Origin of the sequence: Robbsia sp. KACC 23696 (assembly GCF_039852015.1) — a bacterium.
Classification (GTDB): domain Bacteria; phylum Pseudomonadota; class Gammaproteobacteria; order Burkholderiales; family Burkholderiaceae; genus Robbsia.
This window is the reverse complement of the sequence record NZ_CP156626.1, coordinates 2,522,649-2,542,894: the sequence shown is the minus strand read 5'-3', so window position 1 is coordinate 2,542,894 and position 20,246 is coordinate 2,522,649. Positions and strand designations below refer to the sequence as shown.

At 65.1% G+C, this 20,246-nt stretch carries 12 protein-coding genes; 5 read left to right on the top strand and 7 right to left on the bottom strand.

Annotated features, from left to right (window positions below; genetic code table 11):
* Positions 1-580 precede the first annotated feature (580 nt).
* The 4 genes from ABEG21_RS10575 to ABEG21_RS10560 are packed head-to-tail and all read left to right on the top strand — an operon-like array spanning position 581 to position 4,292.
* Entirely contained in the window at positions 581-1,468 is an 888-nt protein-coding gene (locus ABEG21_RS10575; protein ID WP_347554582.1) for an ABC transporter permease, read from the top strand.
* Positions 1,469-1,477: 9 nt separating this feature from the next.
* The gene (locus ABEG21_RS10570) at positions 1,478-2,431 is read left to right on the top strand and encodes a glycine betaine ABC transporter substrate-binding protein (protein ID WP_347554581.1); all 954 of its coding nucleotides are present in this window, start codon (positions 1,478-1,480) and stop codon (positions 2,429-2,431) included.
* Positions 2,432-2,451: 20 nt separating this feature from the next.
* On the top strand, positions 2,452-3,105 hold the full coding sequence (locus ABEG21_RS10565) for an ABC transporter permease (protein WP_347554580.1): 654 nt from the start codon (positions 2,452-2,454) through the stop codon (positions 3,103-3,105).
* The gene (locus tag ABEG21_RS10560) at positions 3,102-4,292 is read left to right on the top strand and encodes an ABC transporter ATP-binding protein (RefSeq protein WP_347554579.1); all 1,191 of its coding nucleotides are present in this window, start codon (positions 3,102-3,104) and stop codon (positions 4,290-4,292) included. Before ABEG21_RS10565 ends, ABEG21_RS10560 begins: the two co-directional genes overlap by 4 nt.
* Positions 4,293-4,345: 53 nt before the next feature.
* Here ABEG21_RS10560 and nagA read toward each other — a convergent pair whose 3' ends face one another.
* Together nagA and ABEG21_RS10550 are read right to left on the bottom strand one after the other, a co-directional pair.
* Positions 4,346-5,542: an N-acetylglucosamine-6-phosphate deacetylase gene (gene nagA, locus ABEG21_RS10555; RefSeq protein WP_347554578.1), complete on the bottom strand. Its 1,197-nt coding sequence runs from the start codon at positions 5,540-5,542 to the stop codon at positions 4,346-4,348.
* A gap of 138 nt (positions 5,543-5,680) precedes the next feature.
* Complete coding sequence (locus ABEG21_RS10550; protein WP_347554577.1) at positions 5,681-6,028, bottom strand: FKBP-type peptidyl-prolyl cis-trans isomerase; 348 nt, start codon at positions 6,026-6,028, stop codon at positions 5,681-5,683.
* Between the two features lie 305 nt (positions 6,029-6,333).
* Between ABEG21_RS10550 and ABEG21_RS10545 the strand changes: the two genes are divergently transcribed.
* A complete protein-coding gene (locus ABEG21_RS10545; protein ID WP_347554576.1) occupies positions 6,334-7,227 on the top strand; it encodes a histidine kinase dimerization/phospho-acceptor domain-containing protein in 894 nt (297 codons plus the stop codon).
* A gap of 38 nt (positions 7,228-7,265) precedes the next feature.
* On the opposite strand, the gene treY is transcribed toward ABEG21_RS10545, so the two are convergent.
* From treY to glgB, 5 genes are all read right to left on the bottom strand, one after another.
* Positions 7,266-10,538: a malto-oligosyltrehalose synthase gene (gene treY, locus ABEG21_RS10540; protein ID WP_347554575.1), complete on the bottom strand. Its 3,273-nt coding sequence runs from the start codon at positions 10,536-10,538 to the stop codon at positions 7,266-7,268.
* A gap of 30 nt (positions 10,539-10,568) precedes the next feature.
* Complete coding sequence (gene malQ / locus ABEG21_RS10535; RefSeq protein WP_347554574.1) at positions 10,569-13,517, bottom strand: 4-alpha-glucanotransferase; 2,949 nt, start codon at positions 13,515-13,517, stop codon at positions 10,569-10,571.
* Entirely contained in the window at positions 13,514-15,538 is a 2,025-nt protein-coding gene (gene treZ / locus ABEG21_RS10530) for a malto-oligosyltrehalose trehalohydrolase (RefSeq protein WP_347556729.1), read from the bottom strand. Before treZ ends, malQ begins: the two co-directional genes overlap by 4 nt.
* A gap of 107 nt (positions 15,539-15,645) precedes the next feature.
* The gene (gene glgX, locus ABEG21_RS10525; RefSeq protein WP_347554573.1) at positions 15,646-17,880 is read right to left on the bottom strand and encodes a glycogen debranching protein GlgX; all 2,235 of its coding nucleotides are present in this window, start codon (positions 17,878-17,880) and stop codon (positions 15,646-15,648) included.
* A gap of 85 nt (positions 17,881-17,965) precedes the next feature.
* Positions 17,966-20,236: a 1,4-alpha-glucan branching protein GlgB gene (glgB, locus tag ABEG21_RS10520; RefSeq protein ID WP_347554572.1), complete on the bottom strand. Its 2,271-nt coding sequence runs from the start codon at positions 20,234-20,236 to the stop codon at positions 17,966-17,968.
* Positions 20,237-20,246 lie beyond the last annotated feature (10 nt).

The following is a 20,246-nucleotide window of genomic DNA, read 5'->3' as shown; positions in this document are numbered from 1 at the left end:
TCAGCAGGGGCTGGCCGATTAAGATTGTGGTCCAAAATCTCGCCAACCGTTTCTCCTGGCTGAATCTCGTCTTATAAATCAGATGATTCGCCGCGCGCCAGTGTGATCATCGACCTATTCGTCCAACGCCGTACCCAATGAAGGGTGGCGTCGGATCATCAATCCAGTGCACGCACGGTTCGTGTCTTTCGCCCACTTGTCGTAGGGCGTCGTCCTCCGTGCGAGACATCGTGTAACTGTGTTTTAGCGGTGTTGCAAGACAACACCGTCGATTGTGCCGGCAATGCCGGTCATGAAAGACACCGTCCGCACGGAGCGCCTTTTGGCCTCCAATTACGTCTATCGCTGTCGTGCGAAACGGGATGAACTCGTCTTCGCGCTTCGGTTGGCGCCGGCGTGCGTGTTTCTGAAGAACACGCTGCTTCGGTGTCATGTTCGTGCATCGCGGATATCCGCGATGCCTGCCATTTCGCTTTCGGGTCCACAGGCGTCGGCGTGCGTCGTTTGCACCCGACGGTTGGTCTGCCTGCTGTCCATGCGTTGCCGGACAAGGGCCCAGCCTTGCCTTTTGGGAAACACCATGACAACAAACCACATCGCTAGCCAATCCCATCCGACGTCCTCGGCGCCACGGGCCAGCCAGAACCGGCAAGGCGAGCCGCAGAACCGTTCGGCTGGCCTGGCTACCGCGGCGGCCCCATCGGGCCGTGGCGACGCCGGGACGGGCAAGGCTCGGGAGAGCGCCATCTCGTCCGCGGCGGTGTGGCGACGCGTCGTCATTGCCGCGCTCATCGTCGCCTTGCTGACGTGGTGGATCGGCCCGGCGACGTTTGCGACCTATCGCGGCGAACTGCTCTTCGATCTGAGCGCGCATTTGCAACTGGTTGGCTGGTCGATGCTGGGGGCGGTCGTGACCGGCGTCCCGTCCGGCGTGCTGCTGAGCAGGCCCGGCGTGGTCCGCTACGCGGAACGCCTGATGCAGATTTTCAATATCGGCAACACGATTCCTTCCTTGGCGGTACTGGTGCTGGCTCTGGCGGTGCTCGGTATCGGCGATGGCCCGGCCATCGTCGCGCTGTGGCTGGCGTCGGTGCTGCCGATCACGCGCAACACGTATGAAGGGCTGCGTAGCGTGCCGATGTCCTTGCGTGAAGCGGCGAAGGGTATCGGCATGACCAAGCGGCAATCGTTGTTCCAGGTTGAATTGCCGAATGCCTTGCCGATGATTTTCGGGGGATTCCGGACCGCACTGGCGGTCAATGTCGGCACGGCGCCGCTGGCATTTCTGATCGGCGCGGACAGTCTCGGCACACTGATTTTCCCGGGTATCTATCTCAATAATCAGCCGCAATTGCTGTTGGGCGCCGCGGCAACCGCCGTGCTGGCGTTGGCATTGGATGGCATCGTCGCCGCCATCGCCCGTTCCGTGTTGCGCAGCCGCGGTTTGTCGGATCAGGCGGGGGCATAAGGAGACAGCATGACGGTAATGAACGTTAAAACGATGAAGCAGTGGACGATCGCGGCTTGTGCCACGGTCTTGGCGGCATGCGTGACATTCGGCAGCGTGCCGGCACGGGCCGCCGATGCCCAGACGGGACAGGCCAACTCCGGTCGGATCGTCGTGGGGGGCAAGAACTTTACCGAGCAGTTGGTGCTGTCCACGTTGACGTCGCAATACCTGGCCGCGCTCGGCTATCAGACGGTCTTGAAAAACGGTCTGGGCAGCACGCTGATGCGCTCGGCCCAGGTCAACGGGGAGTTGGATGTCGTCTGGGAATACACAGGCACCTCGTTGATTCTGTACAACCATGTGAACGACAAGCTGTCGCCGGAGGAGACCTATCAACGGGTCAAATCGCTCGATGCGAAGCAGGGCCTGGCCTGGTTGAACGAGTCGGGCATCAACAACACCTATGCGATCGCGCTGCCGGCGCATGCAGACCCCTCGATCAAATCGATTTCAGACTACGCGGCGTGGATGGCCGCGCGGCCGAAGCAGGCACACCTGTTTGCCTCGGATGCCGAATTCGCCGGTCGCTCGGATGGTTTGAAGCCGATGCTCGCCGCGTACGGGATTCCCTTCAAGCGTCGCGATCTGAAGCAGATGGATCCCGGTCTTGTCTATACGGCCTTGCATAACGGCCAGGTGGAAGCGGGTGTCGTCTACACGACGGATGGCCGCGTGGTCGGTTTCGGGCTGCATGTGCTGGCGGACGACAAGCATTATTTCCCTGTCTATCAGGCGACGCCCGTGGTGCGCACCGTCGTATTGAAAGCGCATCCGCAGTTGGAGAAGCAGTTGAATGCGTTGGCCGCGGTGTTGGACACGCCGACGATGACCGCGCTGAACAAGCAGGTCGACATCGATCAGGTGCCGGTGGACAAGGTGGCACATGACTTTCTGGTCAGCAAACACCTGCTGCCGCAGTAACGACGAACGAGGTTCTGGCTATGACGGTATTTCAATTTCTGCAGGCCAATTGGCCTGACTTGTTGCGGCTCTCGCTGCAACATATCGAGTTGGTGGGACTGGCGGTGGGCGCGGCGATCATCGTCGGCGTGCCGGTGGGCGTGATGATGAGCCGGCACCGTTGGCTTGCCTCGTCGATGCTCGCGATCGGTACGGTATTGTTGACGTTACCGTCGATCGCGCTGTTCGGCTTGATGATCCCGGTGTTTTCCTTGATCGGGCAGGGCATCGGTACCTTGCCTGCCGTGGTCGCGGTGTTTCTGTACTCGCTGCTGCCGATCATGCGCAACACCTATCTCGCCTTGAACAATGTGGACGCGGGTATCCGTGAAGCGGGTACCGGCATCGGCATGACCTTCTGGCAGCGTCTGCGCTATGTGGATCTGCCGCTGGCCGTGCCGGGTATCTTGAGTGGCGTGCGAACCGCGGTCGTGATGAATATCGGTGTGATGACGATCGCCGCCGTGATCGGCGCCGGGGGGCTGGGCGTGTTGATCCTGCACGCAATCAGCCAGAGCAATATGATGAAAGTCGCCGTGGGCGCTATCTTGGTGAGCGTGCTCGCCATCGTGGCCGACCTGCTGTTGGCGCGACTGCAACGGGCACTGACGCCCAAGGGGATGCAACGATCATGATCGAACTCGACAAGCTTTCTAAGACATTCCGACAAAAGGACGGCACCGAGGTCAAGGCCGTCGATGCCGTGAGCATGCGCGTCGAGGAAGGGGAGATCTGCGTGTTCCTCGGCCCGTCGGGCTGCGGCAAGACGACCACGCTGAAGATGATCAACCGCTTGATCACGCCGACATCGGGCCGCGTGCTGGTGAATGGCGAGGACACGTCCGGTGTCGACGAAGTCACCTTGCGCCGTCATATCGGTTATGTGATCCAGCAGATCGGTCTGTTCCCCAATATGACGATCGAGGAAAATATCACCGTCGTACCGCGCCTGTTGGGCTGGGATCGCAAGCGGTGCCGTGAACGGGCGCGCGAATTGATGTCGATGGTGGCGCTCGATCCGAACCGCTATCTGTCGCGTTATCCGCGCGAATTGTCGGGCGGTCAGCAGCAGCGCATCGGCGTGATCCGTGCCTTGGCGGCCGATCCGCCAGTCCTGCTGATGGACGAGCCATTCGGCGCCGTCGATCCGATCAATCGCGAGACGATCCAGAACGAATTCTTCCAGATGCAGCGTCAGTTGAAGAAGACCGTGATCATGGTCAGCCACGATATCGACGAGGCGATCAAGCTGGGCGACAAGGTCGCCGTGTTCCGCGCCGGCAAGCTGGTGCAGCTCGATCATCCGGATACGTTGCTGGCGCATCCGGCGGACGACTTCGTCAGCCAGTTCACGGGCCAGGACAGCACGTTGAAGCGCCTGCTGCTGGTTAAGGCCGGCGATGCGGCGACGCAACCGCTGACGGCGAATCCGGGCACCAGCGCGCTCCAGGCGCTGGCCATGATGGACGACGCCGACTCACGCTACTTGACGGTCACCGATGGCCAGCAGCAGGGCCTGGGGTATGTGCGCCGTCGCGACGTGCGGGCGGCCGTGGCGGATCCGTCGCGCGCTACCGGCGATATCGGAGCGATGCTGCAGCCTTTCACGACGACGGCGACGCCGGACGAACATCTGCGCATCCTGCTCTCGCGGATGTACGAGTTCAACGCTTCCTGGCTGCCGGTGATCGACGCCGACGGCGTGTATCACGGCGAGGTGACGCAGGATTCGATCGCCGAATACCTGAGCTCGGGTCGCTCACGCGGCCGCAGCGTGGGCGCGATCGTGAGTCCGGCCGATATCGCGGCAGCGGCGGTCTAAGCAGCCGCCTAAGCGTCAGTTCAAGTGTCCGTCTAAGCGGCGCGAGGCTGGCCTTATGCGGGCAGGGCGATGTGCCGGCCCGACACGAAAACGTCGAGGACACGCAGCCCGGCGTCGAGCACGACGATATCGGCAAGCGCGCCCGTCGTAAGACGGCCACGCTGCGTCTCGTCGAGATAATCGGCGGGATATTGCGACAGCCTCCGCGAGGCATCGGCGAGCGGCAAACCGATCTCGACGAGGTTGCGTAAGGCCTGATCCATCGTCAGCGCGCTCCCGGCGAGCGTGCCGTCCGCCAGGCGCACGGCACCCAGGCACTTATTGACGGGCTGGCTTCCCAGCTTATAGTCGCCGTCCGGCATGCCGCAGGCGGCGGTGCCGTCGGTCACGCAGTACAGATGCGGGATCGCGCGGAAAGCGGCTCGCATCGCCCCCGGATGCACATGCAGCAGATCCGGGATCAACTCCGCATAGTCGGCGTGCGCCAGCGCCGCCCCGACGACGCCGGGCGCGCGATGCTGCAATGGCGTCATCGCATTGAACAGATGCGTAAAACCGGACGCGCCGTGATGCAAGGCGTCACACGCCTGTTCATACGTGGCTAGGCTGTGTCCCATCTGGACCCGGACGCCGCGCCGCGCCAGCTCGCCGATGATGTCGAGGCGATCGTGGATTTCCGGCGCTAGCGTCAATACGCGGATGGGCGCGAGGCCGAGGTAGTGCAGGACTTCGTCGAGCGTCGCCGTCACCGCCGCATCGGGCTGCGCGCCAAGCCGCCCCGGGTTCAGATACGGCCCTTCGAGATGCAGTCCCAGCGGCGTGGCGCCATCGGTCGCGCCGGGCAAGCAGCACGCGGCCAGTGCCGGCAAGACCGTATCCAGCTCGGCGCGTGGCGCGGTCATCGTGGTGATCAGGAAACTGGTCGTGCCGTACGCGGCATGCGTGCGCGCGATGACGGACACGGCAGCGGCGCCTTCCATGGCGTCCGCGCCCCCCCCACCATGCACGTGGAGGTCGATGAAGCCAGGGAGGATCCAACGAGGCGAGGTGCCGCTCGCGAGGGCGGCAGCGACGTCGGCATCGGACACCGGCACACCGTCGATCGCGACGACGGTGCCGGGCGCGTCAGGCGCGCGAGGGCCCGATCGCGGCGCCGTACGGGTGTCGGATTCCGGGGCCGTCCATTGGATGGTCCCGTCGATCCAGCCGCAGGGTGTCAGGATGCGGCCATGCAGCGTGGTCTGAGACATCGTATTGGAGGCAACGCCAGAATAAGTGCTGCTGCAATGCAAAATGCCCGCGGAGCGTCTTGTCGCCGTCCGAGGGCATGAAGGGATGCGGTAGGCGGCGCGCAGGGCGATCCGCCGGCCGCCGCCGCGCACGCGACATTACACCGCGAGCAGTTCCACTTCGAACACCAGCGTCGCGTTCGGCGGAATCACGCCGCCCGCGCCGCGTGCGCCATAGCCCAGCTCGGCCGGGATCGTCAGCTTGCGCGTGCCGCCGACTTTCATGCCTTGCACGCCTTCGTCCCAGCCGCGGATCACCATGCCGGCGCCCAGCGAGAATTGGAACGGCGCGTTGCGGTCTTTGCTCGAATCGAACTTCTGACCGTCAGTCAGCCAGCCGGTGTAGTGCACGCTGACGTTTTGGCCGGCCTTGGCTTCGGCACCTTCGCCGACGATCAGGTCTTCGTATTGCAGACCGGATTCGGTCTTGGTCTTGTTGTCCGACATGCGGGTTTCTCCTGGTAGTCCTGGCTGATCTCACGATGCGCTGAAAGACCCGGGATCGCCCGCGAACAGGTGTTCCGGGGGCGATCGCCCTTAGCCCTTCAGCCTCGTTTCGTCCGCCATTCTACCCGATGCCGCCGAGGCGTCATTCCCCCGTCAACCGAATCGTCCGCGCGCGCATATAATGAATCGATAGCCCGTCGGGCCAGCTGTAGGGGCGCATCGCGCCTACGTTCGAATCAAAGCCGTTCGATGCGGATGACGGATGATCGTCCGCGCCGGCACATCCCTTGTTGTGGAGCGTTACCTTGTCGACACCGCCTCGGGGCAATGACGCCCTTTTTTCCAATGCTTCCCACGCGTCCGGTGGGGCCGGCGCAGCGACTGCCGTTCCGGAAGCGCTTGCTGCGGACGAGGTCCTCGCGCGCGAGCACGCGGCCCGCGTCTGCGCCGAGGCGACCGTTTTCAGTCGGGATCGGGTGTTGTCGCTCGTGTCTCACGATCTGCGCGGACCGCTCAATGCGATTCATAGCTGGGCCCATGTGCTCGAACGCAAGTTGGCAGTCGAGGACCCGGGTATCGCGCGCGCCATCGCCGGCATTCGTACCGGGGTCGAGCAGCAGGTCAAGCTGATCGAGGACGTCATCGATCGTACGCGAAAGGAGACGCGGCATCTGACGCTGGCCCTGGCGCCAGTGGCGCTGCTCCAATGCGTGCAGACGGAGCTGGATTCGATCGATCGCACCGTGGGCGCGGCCGACGTGGGCGCGGTCCACCGTGCGCTGGCGCTGGATGGTCTGACGGCGACACTCGATGCGCCCCGGTTCTCGCAAGCACTGTGGACCATCGTTATCTACGCCTTGGCACAACGGGCAGCCGGTACGGCGGTTGACGTCACCGGCAATCAGGACGGCGATCGGATCGAACTGGCTGCCATGTTCACTCCCGCCGCGTCCGATGCCGATGCGGGCGCCGACGCTGCGTCAATCGGGGCCGGGACACCGGCCAACGAGGCATCGTATGAAGCCTATGCGGCGTTTCTGAATGCGCCGCCGCAATTGGACAATGGCATGCTGCCCCTCGCGCTGCCACAGCGCGTGGCAAATGCGCACGGCGGCGAGCTGATCGATGAGACGCTCGCCGACGGTCGCCGCCGCCTGGCAATTCGTCAGCCACTGCACGCACGGCCGCCGCAATACTGACGGTGGCCCAGGGCGCGCCTTGCGCCCTGGCTGGCAGCTCAGGCCGCGTCGGCCAGCACCGCGACGGGCAGATGCCCCAGCAATGCCGCAACCGACAGCGTGACGCTCGTCGCGTCGCCGGTAGCTAACACGGTGCTGGTGCGCGTGGCGCCGACGGCGGTGGCGGCAAACCCGCTGCCGCTGATCATCGCCGCATCGGCCATCGCGGCCTCCGTTTCCACTTCCGTGGCAGGCGTATCGCCCTCGGTGCCCGAGGCGGGCGCGGTAGGCACCGTCACGCGGCGGCGCGTGAAGATATCCTCCAATACCTGTCCCGACAGTGCCGCGGGCAATACGATCCGTGTATCTTCCCAGCGCGCGACCGGCACACGCGGTAGCGTGCGATCGTTCGCGCTCGAGCCCGCATCGTCCGCCTCGGCGTCAATGCCGAGCAGGCCCGCGGCAAGTCGGGTGGCGACGGTGATCGACCACTGAGGTGTGGCGCCACCGTCGCTGTCCGCCGCGCGCGGCATATGTCGCGCGAATGCGATGATTGATCGCGCATGCGGGCCTTCGACGGTCAACGGCATATAGTCGCCACGGGTGTAGAGACCCGGCGCCCGTTGGCGCAGCGCGAGGAGGGCTTGAATGATCCACTGCTTGACGCGGCCGTCGCGCCAATGAACGAGCAGATCGTCACACAGCCCGGCCTGCGCGAGGCCGGTTTCCGATGCCGAGGTAGCGGCCGTGTTCGCGCTCGCGCGCATCGTGTCGAGCGCCGTGGCGCGGGCGGTATAGTCCACCGGTCGGCGATTGTCCGGATCGACGAGGGACCAATCCCACCAGTCGGTACCTTGGTACAGGTCGGGGACGCCGGGCGATGTCAGGCGCAGCACCGTCTGTTGCAGGCTGTTGATCACGCCTGCCGGCGCGATTCGCTCGACGAAAGCATGCAATTGCGCGAGAAACCCGTCGCTTTCTCCGGGGCGCAGGATGTCCAGCAGAAAGGCGCGGCTGGCGTCCTCGTAGGCACCGTTCGGCGCGGACCAATCGGTCTCGAGCTTGGCCTCGCGCAATGCTTTTTCCTGCCAGCCCGCCACGCGCTGCGCCAGTGCCTCGACGGCGGGCGCGTCGTTCGGGTCGAGCGTCGACGGCCAGCAGCCCACCAGAGTTTGATACAGCATCGCTTCGGGACCCGGGCCCGGCGCCAGCCGCACCGCCTCTACCGACGCGTCGGCAACCGCTGCCGTGTCGCCTGCTTGCCGCGCATTCAACGTCGACCAGCGCTGCCACACACCCGCCCACAGGTCTGGAAGCTCGGAGAGCACGGCCAAGCGGGCTCGGACATCCTCTCCGCGCTTATGATCGTGCGTGGCGGTGGTCAACATCGCGTACGGGAACCGCTGCTGGCGCTCGCTGTTCGCGGCGTGAAACGCTGCCACCGACATGGCGAAATCATCGGGGTCGGCGCCCACCTCGTTGCGCGACAGCAGTCGGCCGTAGCGGTAGCAGCCAGTGTCCTCGACCGACTTGGCGGCCACCGGTGAAGTCAATTGCGAGAACAAGGTCAGCGCGAGGCGGCGTTGGGCCGCACGCGCTTCCTCGTTACGGTCGGCGCGCGGTTGGCGTGCCGGGGTCGCGACGCGTCCCGAGGCCGACGCGCCGCTCTGGCTGGCCGACAATGCGAGCGCATCGGCGCGCGGGGTGTCGCTGCCCGCACGATTGGACGTCGCGGCGCCCAGCCATTGGTCGATCTGGTCGAGCAAAGGGTGATCGGCGCGTCGCAGCGATTGGCGCGCGGCCTCGCGCGCAGACGCGAAATACGGTTCGTCGATCGCGCTGCGCTGGCCTTCCAGCGGGTAGATCCGATAGACGCCGTAGTGGACAACCAACTCCGTCAACACGCGGCGGATCGATGTCAGCGGCCAGTCGCGGGTCTGCGGCACATCGCGCGCGATGCGGTGCAGCGCGCGCGATGCGCGGTCGAGTTCGGCGGCGAGGTTTTCCGCGAGGATCTTGCGGCGGGCAGGCAAGGCTTCGTCAGCGAAGTCGGCCGGGCGCCCGGACAACGCGGACCATATGGCCGCCAGCGGTTCGGCGCCAGCGGGATCGTGCAGCAGCGCTCCGACATCATTCATGAAGTCATAGCCGGTGGTGCCGTCGATGCGCCAGTCGCCGCGCATCGGTTCGCCGCGGGCCAGGATTTTCTCCACGACCAGATAGGGCGGGGCGTCGCGCAGCGATGCCGGGCGCTCGGCGCGCGCCGCTTCCAGTCGCGTGCGCAGACGATGGCAATATTCTCGCGGCTCGGCCATGCCATCGACGTGATCGATGCGGACGCCGTCGATTAAGCCTTCGGCATAGAGTCGCAGTATCAGCATATGCGAGGCATCGAAGACGTCGCCGCGCTCCATGCGCATCCCGGCCAGGGAACTGATATCGAAAAACCGGCGCCAGTTCACCTCATCAGACGCGGTACGCCAGCTGGCGAGGCGATAGTGCTGTCGTTCGAGCAGGCGGTGCAATGCGTCGCGCGCGGCGGCTCGGCGAGTTTGACCGCCGGCGTCTTCACTGGGCCGTGATGCTTTCTCGGAAACATCATCGTCCGTAGGCATCTGGAAGGCGGCCAATGCACCGGCAATGGCCTGCTGGCCTTCCGCGGTCATCGCATAAGCGGCCAGCGCCTGTTGCCCGGCCGCCGCGCGAATATGGTCGTCGGGCTGAGAGGTCAGGTCGGCGAAACGCGCCGCAAGGGCCTGCAAGGAAGCGGATGCCGATTGACCGAGCACCATCGGATAGTCCACCGGGCAGATCGGAAAGCGATGGTCGTAATAGGCCACGTAGAAGCGGCCTTCGTCGGCTTCCAGCACTACCGACAGCTTGCCGCTGTCCAGCGCCTCGCCATACGCTTCACCCAAAAACGGCGCCAATACCTTGCCTCGCAATGCCGGATCCGGCGAGTGCCAGTCGACATCGAAAAATCGTGCGTGAGCGGCGTGGCGACCCCATTCCAGGATGTCCCGCCACCAAGCATTCGCGCTGCCGCCCACGCCCATATGGTTCGGCACGATGTCGGCAATCAGGCCCATGTTTCGCACGCGTAGTGCCTTTACCAGCGTGCGCAACCCATCTTCGCCGCCTAGCTCCGGGTTGACGCGGGTGTAGTCGACCGTGTCATACCCATGTGTCGAGCCAGGCTGCGCGGTGGTGATCGGCGAGGCGTACAGATGACTGATGCCGAGCGCGGCGAAATAATCGACGTGCCGCAAGGCATCGGCAAACGTGAAATCCTTGTGAAATTGCAGTCTTAATGTGGCGAGTGGGCGGGTCATGTGGGCGGCTGTATTGTTGATTGAATTCGCTCAAGACGACGAAACGGGTGTCCGCGCGGCGGCGATATCGCCGAGACGCTGCTGGATCGGCTGTGCGTCGGGCGTGGTATCTGGGATGAACCAACTGCGATCGATCGGGTAAGGCATGCGGCGGCGCCAATTCGGATGGACGGTGGACGGCCCCGGTAGATTCGGCTGCTCGGCCAGACCCAAAACATCCTCCAGCGGTAATAGCGCAAGAGGCGCCGGCGTGGCGGCGACGAAGCGCAGCATTGCGTCGATCGGTGGTGAGTCAGGCACGTTGGACACTTCCGTGGCGCCGGCATCGCTGTTGGTCAGCCCGGCGGCGCATAGCGCGGACCACAACGCAGCGCGGTCCCGCAGGCGATCGCGCATATCGTCCGCCTTGCCAGCCTTGGCGCGGTCCAGAAGGGCGTCGAGATCACCGTCCGTCGCGGGCATTGCTGGCGCTTCGCCGTCCGGCGTGGCTGTGGATTGCGCCGCTGCAGTCTCTACATAGGCGCGCCATGCGATGTCGTCGCCGCGCCACCAACCGGCCAGTGTCGGCAGATCGTGCGTCGAGGTCATCGCCACCGCGTCGCGCGACCACCGTGCCGGCGCGGTGAATCCGGCGGCTGCCGGCTCGTTCGGACGCGATGCGTCCGCCACCGCCTCGGTCGATGCGTCGGTCGCCGCGTTTTCCTCGCGTTCGAACCACAGGACGCGCATGCCGAGCAAGCCGGCGTCGGCCAAGGTTTCGCGCAATCCCGGCGGCACGGTGCCGAGGTCCTCGCCGATGACGATCGCGCGATGGCGCCATGATTCGAGCGCCAGCAAGCGCAGCAGATCGTCGAGCGGATAACGAAGATAAGCACCGCGGCTGGCGGATTCGCCATCGGGCACTAGCCACAGGCGACGCAATCCCAGGATATGATCGACGCGCAGGCCGCCGGCATGGCGCAGGGCGGCGCGCACCATCTCGATGAACGGCGCAAAGCCCTGCTGCGCCAGAGCGCGCGGCGAGAACGTCGTCAGTCCCCAGCGCTGTCCTTCACGATTGAACAGATCCGGCGGCGCGCCGACGCTCAAGCCATGCAGCATGGCCTGCGGATCGGCCCAGGTCTGGCTGCCGGCGCTGTCGCAGCCGACGGCGAGATCGGCGATAAGACCGATCGGCATGCCGGCGGCGCGGGCCGCCTCCTGTGCGCGAGCCAGGCCGAGCGAAGCCTGCCACTGCAGGAACAGCTGGAAATCGACTTCGCGGCGGTGTGCTTCGACGAACGCGGCGACGTCGGCGCTTTCGGGATCTTGCAGCGCGGCCGGCCATTGGCGCCAGTCATATCCCTGTGCGGTGTCGCCTTCGATGGCATCGCCCGTCAGCGCGGTGGTTTGCTGTCCGGCCGATTCGGTATGCCGTTGCGCCTGTTGTGCTGCGGCTGCGATGCGCGCGGCGTGCAGCGTTTCGAAACGGGCATGACGCTCGAGCGCGACCCCGCCGGCACGACGGAATGCATCGAAACCCGCGCGCGCCGCACGCTTTTCCGCTGCGGCGGCAATCGCGTCGGCATTGGCGCCAATAGGGGCGCGTAGCGACGCGTCGCTGTCGTGTGCAGTCGGCGCCGATGGCGGGGCGCCACCGTCTGCGTCGGCAGGATCGCTCAGATCGGTGAAGTGCGTATCGAACAAATAGCGCAGGATGGCAAGGCGCGCGCGCACGGCAGTGGGCCAGTCGATCAACGGCGCATTGCCGAGCGCATCAAGCGTCGGGCCCAGATTTAGCGCGTCGATTGCCGCGTCCAGCGCGTCGGTGCCGAGGACGGCGGCCGGGTCCACATGCCAAGCATTCAGAAAGAGTCGGCTCGAAGGGGAGTAGGGACTGTATTTCCCGGGATCGGCGTTCGACATTGCATGCAAGGGGCTGATCGCCAAGGCGCCGGCGCCCGCCTGCGCAGCGGTGCGCGTCAGCGCCGCTAGCATCGTGAAATCGCCGAGCCCCATATCCCGCGCCGCCAATGCCTCATCCGATGAAGGACGCAGACCATAAACCTGCGCGGTCAGCCCCCAGACGCGAGGGGCCGCTACGGTGTCGGAAGGCGTTTGCACCTCTTCGGACAGGTTACCGGACGAACTGCCGACGGCGGAAGTATCCGTGTCCGGGCGTGCGGCCACGATTGCGACATCGCGCGGCTGCAGCGTCGCCAGCGCATCGTCGACGCCGAAGCACCGCGGCGGAGCTATCGCCAAGCGCACCGTTGTCCGGTATTCGTCGAATAGCTGCAGCGTGTGATAACCGGGATAGTCGATCGGTGCGATCGCCACGTACTCGGCGGCGGTCGCATCAGGTGCATCGCTCGACAGCGGTGCGTCCGCGCGTTTCGTACGCCCGCGCAGCGTACGCAGATGCGATTCCGCTTGTCCGTCGCTGCCTTCACTGCCGGCGCTGCCGCTGCCGTCCGTCGCGCTGGCGACGGTTGTCCCGGCCAATTCGGCGGAGGCCGACGAGGCCGCGGCGCCGGCAGCCAGACGCGTGGCAGCATGCGGCAGCGCGGCCTCCAGCGGCAAGCCTTCCGGCGTGTCCCACGCGCCTGGCGGGATGCTCGCATCGATGGCAATGCTATACGTCATATCTGCTTGCAACCAGCCGGCAGGGACGATCAACGGCTTGCCGACGGTGCCCGTCAGCAGCGGCGGCGGCCGCTGTGCCAGGGACTCGCTGTCGAGCATGGCGAGACTGGCGTCGCATTGTGCGACTGTGTCGCACTGCAAACCGATTCGACTCAGCAACACGGCGAGTACATCGGCGGCCACATATTGCGGTTTATCGCTTGCATCGCGCCACTCCACGAGGAAGCCGGCACGTTCGGCCAGCGCCGCGCGCCGTTGCGCGAGTGGGTCCGCTGTCCGGTCCGTGGCGTCGTCGGACGCGTGCTCGGAAAGCGTTTCGGCGGCGGTCGGCCGTGCGCCCGGCGCCGTACTCATGCAGTCGCTCCCGGCACGCTGCGCCCAATGTCTTCCGATCGGGTGCCCGCCGCCGTACCCGTGCGGCCGCTCGGCAGCAGCGCGCCGTGCGGTTCGCAAAGCATGGCCACGAAGCTGCGCGCCAGCAACCGACCTTCACCGAAGGCATCGGCGGCGCCCGCCTGCGTTTCGAATATCGGCGAATCGACGCAGGTCGGCGCCGCTTCGAGGGTGGTGGTGTCGCCATCGGCGCTGTCGATCGACGTCGCGGTATGGCAGGGAAGCGCCAGCGGTTCACCGTGCGCGTCGCGCGGCGGGCAGGCCGGCACGCTCGCATCCCGTTCGCCGAGATTGATCGCCAGCGTCAAGCGGTTGCCATTGGTGAGGCGCCAGCGGGCGATCACCGCGCCATCGACGACCTCGGCGCCCAAGGCGCGCGCGCCGCCAAACAGGCCCGGAACGATGCATTGACGCCGTACCGCCAGCGCATCGTGGTAGAAGCCGCGCCAGGCTGCGATGTCGTCGGCGTCCTGCTCGATATGCGGGCCGAAAGGCTGCGACAGCTGGAAGGTCGATTCCGCGTTCGGATCGGGAATACGGGCGCGTTTTTCCGGATCGTTGAAGGCGTCGAACTTGGCAAATTCCTTACGCCGTCCCTCGCGCACGGCGTCGGCCAGATCGCCGGTATACCCGGTGAAGAAGCAGAAGGGCTGGCGCGAGCCGGTTTCCTCGCCCATGAACAGCATTGGTATCTGCGGCGACAGCAGCATCAGCGCGGTGGCCGCGCGCAGGCTGTCGTCGTCGGTCAACGCGCGCAGCCGTTCGCCGAAGGCGCGGTTGCCGGTTTGGTCGTGATTTTGCAGAAAGAACACGAAGGCGGAGGGCGGCAATGATCCGCTCGGCTCGCCGCGTGGTTCGCCATCGTGAATCGGCGAGGGCTCGCCTTGATAGACAAACCCCTCGCCGAGGACGCGTGCGAGATTCTCGAGCGGGTGATCGGCAAACGCTTCGTAATAGCTTTCGCGCTCGCCGGTCAGCAGCACGTGCAGCGTGTTGTGTGCGTCGTCGCTCCACTGCGCTTGGAAATGGTGCACCAGCAAGCTCGACGTGTTGCGTTCGTTTTCCAAGACAAGGTGCACATGGCGGCCCTGCGATACCGTCGATTGCACGCGCTCGGACAATTCGCGCAGCCAGCCGTCGTTATCGATCGCATGGACCGCGTCGAGGCGCAAGCCGTCGAAGCGATATTCGAGCAACCAGTACAGCGCGTTCTCGAAAAAGAAATCGCGCACTTGCGCGCGATCGAAATCGATCGCCGGACCCCATGGCGTATGCGTGCCCGCTTTGAAGAACGGTTCGGCATAGGCATGCAGGTAATTGCCATCGGGGCCGAAGTGGTTGTAGACGACATCGAGAAACACCATCAGGCCTAACCCATGCGCCGCGTCGATCAGTGCTTTCAGGTCTTCCGGACGGCCATAGCTGGCATCCGGTGCGAACGGCAACACGCCGTCATAGCCCCAATTACGCGCGCCGGGAAAATCGTTCAGCGGCATCAATTCGATCGCCGTGACGCCCAGTGCCTTGATGTCGGCCAGTTTGTCGATGACGCCGCGGTAGCCGCCGAACGCGCCGACATGCAGTTCGTACAAAACCGTTTCTTCCCAATGCAGCCCACGCCACTCCGGATGCTGCCAGGCATAGTCCGCCGGCGCGATGACTTCGCTCGCACCATGCACATCGTCCGGTTGAAAACGCGAGGCCGGATCCGGCACGTTCAAAGCCTCGGCTTGCTCGCCTTCCGGGTGTACACGGTACTGGTAACGGGTTCCCGCGCCGCATGCCGCCTCGAGTTCGAACCAGCCGTCCTCGACGGCCGACATCGGCAACACGGTGCCGTCGCCGGCCGCGCCCGACTGCGCGACGAGCACCAGATCCACCGCTTTGGCCGATGGCGCCCATAGGCGAAAACGCGTGTGATCGGTGCCCGTCGGTTGCGCGCCGAACGGGAGCGTGCGCGAGAAATGCGCACCCGGCGTCATGCCCGGTTGCGCGCCCAGATGGGGGGCGATATTCGAAACCGAGAGGGGGCTGGCGTCGATGCTGCGTGCGGTCATGGCGAGGTCGTCCTGGATCGGTGGCAGGATGGTTACGCAAAAACCGGGCCATCCGCCAAGTGCCGCGTTGTCAAGGCCAGGATGGACAACGATTGGGCGGGACATGAGTAGCTTTGACACACCGATGTGCCGGACGACGTGTCGTTGTCCGTCGGCTCGGCGGAAGCGGGCCTGTCTTGTTCGTCCGCGCGCGCAACGAGGACGGCCGCCGCCTGCGCCGTTTCGAGAACCGCGTGCCATCGATCCTGCCCCGGCAACGTGAAGGTGCAGTCGTCGGTGCCGCTGTTGATGATCAGCAGCAGCGCCATCACCTTGCCTTGCGCATCGATTCCCGCGCGGCGACACAGCAAGCGCTTGCCGCTGGGATCGTTCCAGGCGTCGATCGACATCGGCGCCCCGTTTTCGTCGAACCAGTCGACATCGTGCCAATCGGTGCCGGGCACCGGATGCGCGCCGTCGAGAAAGCGCGTATCGCGCAGCAGCGGCTGCGCGCGCCGTAGCGCCGTCAGTTGCGCGATATAGCGGCATAAGGCCTGCGCGTCCGGCTGCGCGGCCTGACCCCAATCAAGCCAGGACAGCGCATTGTCCTGGCAGTAGGCATTGTTGTTGCCGTGCTGGGTACGGCCGAATTCATCGCCGGCGGCCAGCATCGGCGTTCCCAGCGAGATGAAAGGCATGGCCAGCAGCGCATGCAGCACGCGCATGCGTTGCGCGTTCACGGCCGCGTCGTCGCTCGGCCCCTCAACACCCCAGTTGGCGCTGCAGTTATCGCTATGACCGTCGCGGTTGTCCTCGCCGTTGGCCGCGTTATGCTTCTCCGCGTAGCGTACGACGTCGCCGGCCGGAAAGCCGTCGTGCGAGGCGACATAGTTGATCGACGCCCAGGGCCGGCGATGGCGACGATTGAACAGATCGGCCGAGCCGGTGATGCGTGCGGCGATCTCCGGGCGTTGGCCATCGTCGCCGCGCCACAGACGTCGCGCGCCGTCACGAAAGCGGTCGTTCCACTCGGCGAATCCGGGCGGATGCGCGCCGAGCTGATACCCGTCCGGACCCACGTCCCAGGGTTCCGAAATCAATTTCAGTCGCGACAGCACCGGATCTTGCCGTACCGCGTCGAAGAAGCCCGAGCCGGGATCGAAGCCATGCCCTTCGCGCCCCAAGGTCACGCCCAGATCGAAGCGATAGCCGTCGATGCGGAAGGTCTCGGCCCAGTAGCGCAACGAGTCCATCACCATCTGAAGGACCCGCGGATGCGACAGGTTGACGGTGTTACCGCAGCCGGTCTCGTCGATGTAATGCCGCTCGTTGCCGGGGATCAGACGGTAGTAGCTGGCGTTGTCGAGCCCGCGCCAGGACAATGTGGGGCCGAGCGCATTGCCTTCGCAGGTGTGATTGAAGACGACGTCGAGCAGCACCTCGATACCGGCATCATGTAATTTGCGCACGGCGATGCGGATCTCGTCGAGATGGCGCAGCGACGAAGATATCGACGACAGCGCCGCATGCGCGCCGGCAGCCGAGCCTCGCGACAGATAGGCCGGTTCCGGGGCGAAGAAGGACAGCGTGCTGTAGCCCCAATAGTTACGCAGACCGCGCTCGACGAGAAACCGATCTTGCAGGAAGGCGTGTACCGGCATCAGTTCGAGTGCGGTGACGCCGAGCTTTTGCAGATGGTCGATGAAGGCGGGCGATGCCAATGCGGCGAATGTGCCACGCTGCGGCGGCAGTACTTCCTCACGCGTCATCGAGACGCCGCGTACATGCGCCTCGTAAATCACCGTGTCCGACCACGGCCGATTCGGGTTGCGGTCGTTCGACCAGTCGAAGTTCGGTGACGTCACCACGCCTTTCGGCATGGCCGCGGCGCTGTCGCGACGATCGAAGGACAGGTCCGCGCGTCGCGACGACAGGCGATAGCCGAACAAGGCGTCGGACCAACGCACCTGGCCGGCCAGCTGTTTCGCATACGGGTCGAGCAGCAGTTTGTGCGGATTGAAACGATGCCCGTGCTGCGGTTGCCAGGGACCATGCGCGCGCAGGCCGTACAGCATGCCGGGGTGCGCATCGGGGAGATAGCCGTGCCAGATTTCGTCGGTGCATTCGGGCAGGCGGAGGCGGGCGATTTCGCGCCGCCCGGAGGGATCGAAGATGCAGAGGTCGATGGCGGCCGCATTCGCGGAAAACACCGCGAAATTGGTGCCAAGTCCATCCCAGGTCGCGCCCAGAGGGTAGGGCACGCCAGGCAAAAGCCGGTCGGCGATCATGCGCAGTCCTGTCGAATGAGGTGGCTGATCAAAGCTATCGGAACGCTTAGAACATTCGCGACGGGCAAACGCCAGCGCCCGACGCTTAGAACGCCGCGAGGACGATGGTGGCCAACGGCGGCAATGTCAGCGCGATCGACCAGCCATGACCATGCGAGGGAATCGCCTGCGCCTGCACTCCGCCACCGTTCCCGACATTGCTGCCGCCATAGATCTGCGCATCGGTGTTCAGCATCTCGCGCCACCAGCCTTCGTGGGGCACACCGATGCGATATTGCTCGCGCGGCACCGGCGTCAGATTGACCGCCGCCAGCACGGTCCGTTCGGCATACTTTCGGGCGAAGACATAGACGCTGTTGACGGCATCGTCGCCGACCAGCCATTGGAAGCCGGCTGGATCGCTGTCGCTGGCGTAGAGCGCGGGCTCATGCGTATAGAGGCGGTTCAGATCGCCGATCACCCGCTGCACACCGGCATGCAGCGTGTCGTCGAGCAGATGCCAGTGCGGCGTGGCATCGTGGTTCCACTCGGCGTACTGGCCCAGCTCGCCACCCATGAACAGCAGCTTCTTGCCCGGATGCAAGTACATAAAGGCGAGGTAGGCGCGCAGATTCGCAAAGCGCTGCCAGGTATCGCCGGGCATCCGCCCGAGCAATGAGCCCTTGCCGTGAACGACTTCGTCATGCGACAGCGGCAGGACGAAGCGTTCCGAGTAGGCATAGACCATGCCGAACGTCATCTCGTGATGATGATGCGGCCGATAGATCGGATCGCGATGCATATAGTCCAACGTGTCATGCATCCATCCCATATTCCACTTGAAATCGAAACCGAGGCCGCCTTGATCGACGGGCGCGGTGACGCCTGGCCAGGCGGTCGATTCCTCGGCGATCGTGATCGCGCCGGGCGCGTGGTGATGCACTTCGTGGTTCAAGCGGCGCAGGAAGGCAATCGATTCCTCGTTCTCCCGGCCGCCCCATTGGTTTGGCACCCACTCCCCATGCTTGCGGCTGTAGTCCCGATACAGCATCGATGCCACCGCATCCACGCGCAGCCCGTCGATATGGAAGCGCTCCAACCAGGCGAGAGCCGAGGCCAACATGAAGCCCGACACTTCGTTACGCCCGAGATTGAAGATCCAGGTGTTCCAATCCGGGTGATAGCCCTCGCGCGGATCGGCATGCTCGTAGAGCGGCGTGCCGTCGAAGTAAATCATCCCGTGGGCATCGTTGGGAAAGTGCGCCGGCACCCAGTCGACGATCACACCGAGACCTTCACGGTGCGCACGATCGACGAAGGCGGCGAATTGCGTCGGCGAGCCGAATCGCGCCGACGGCGCAAATGGGCTCAAGGGCTGATAACCCCATGAGCCGCCGAACGGATGCTCGGCCAGCGGCAGAAATTCGAGATGGGTAAAACCGAGCGATTTTGCATACGGAATCAGGCGCTCGCCCAGCTCGTCCCAATTCATCGGTCGATTGCCTTCCTCGGGCACGCGCATCCACGATTCCGCGTGGACCTCGTAGATCGCGATCGGCGAGCCGGCGGTCTGCCGTCCCCCACGCTGCGTCATCCACGCTTCGTCGGTCCAGCGGATCGCGCTGTCGTCCGCGACGATCGAGGCGGTGGCTGGCGGACGTTCGGTCTGACGTGCCACCGGATCCGCCTTCAGCGGCAGGGCCTGGCCGTCTGGGCCGATCAGCTCGTACTTATAGCGGGTGCCGGCGCCGATGTCGGGAATGAACAGCTCCCAGACGCCGCCATGATGCCGCACACGCATCGGATGGCGTCGACCGTCCCAGGTGTTGAAGTCGCCCACGACGGAGACGCGCCGTGCATTCGGCGCCCACACGGCGAACAGCACTCCGTCGATACCGTCGACACGCGTCAGCCGCGAGCCCAGGCAGGTATTGACGGCGGTGGGATCGCCCCATGCCAAGCGGTCGAGGTCGCCGTCGTGCAGCACCGGGCCGAAGGCATAGGTATCGGCGCTGTGCTGTGTCGCACCGCCCCAGTCGATCTGCAGACGATAGTCGGCGGCGCCCACCTTGCCAGGCAGCTGGCCGATGAACAAGGCGTCCGCGTCAGGCAGCGGGTGCATCGGTGCGAGCGTCTTGCCGGCGGCATCGACCAGCGTGACGTTGCGCGCGCCGGGCAGTAACGCGCGCACCAGCGTCCCGCTGCCATTGGATGCTTCATGCGGGCCAAGCACCGCGAACGGGTCCCAATGGCGGCCGTTCAGCAGGGCGTCGATATCATGTTGGCCGAGGCCGGCGCGTGACGCCCCGTTGCGCTCATGGCGCCCGTCGTCCCCCTGTTCGGTCTGGGCAACGGACTGCGCTGTCGGTTCTGTCATGTCTTGCTCC

Coding starts and splice junctions, on each gene's coding strand:
- glgX (WP_347554573.1), bottom strand. CDS start 17,880: ATGATCGCCGACCGGCTTTTGCCTGGCGTGCCCTACCCTCTGGGCGCG.
- nagA (WP_347554578.1), bottom strand. CDS start 5,542: ATGTCTCAGACCACGCTGCATGGCCGCATCCTGACACCCTGCGGCTGG.
- ABEG21_RS10575 (WP_347554582.1), top strand. CDS start 581: ATGACAACAAACCACATCGCTAGCCAATCCCATCCGACGTCCTCGGCG.
- ABEG21_RS10550 (WP_347554577.1), bottom strand. CDS start 6,028: ATGTCGGACAACAAGACCAAGACCGAATCCGGTCTGCAATACGAAGAC.
- glgB (WP_347554572.1), bottom strand. CDS start 20,236: ATGACAGAACCGACAGCGCAGTCCGTTGCCCAGACCGAACAGGGGGAC.
- treY (WP_347554575.1), bottom strand. CDS start 10,538: ATGACCCGCCCACTCGCCACATTAAGACTGCAATTTCACAAGGATTTC.
- ABEG21_RS10565 (WP_347554580.1), top strand. CDS start 2,452: ATGACGGTATTTCAATTTCTGCAGGCCAATTGGCCTGACTTGTTGCGG.
- ABEG21_RS10560 (WP_347554579.1), top strand. CDS start 3,102: ATGATCGAACTCGACAAGCTTTCTAAGACATTCCGACAAAAGGACGGC.
- malQ (WP_347554574.1), bottom strand. CDS start 13,517: ATGAGTACGGCGCCGGGCGCACGGCCGACCGCCGCCGAAACGCTTTCC.
- treZ (WP_347556729.1), bottom strand. CDS start 15,538: ATGACGCCGGGTGCGCATTTCTCGCGCACGCTCCCGTTCGGCGCGCAA.
- ABEG21_RS10570 (WP_347554581.1), top strand. CDS start 1,478: ATGACGGTAATGAACGTTAAAACGATGAAGCAGTGGACGATCGCGGCT.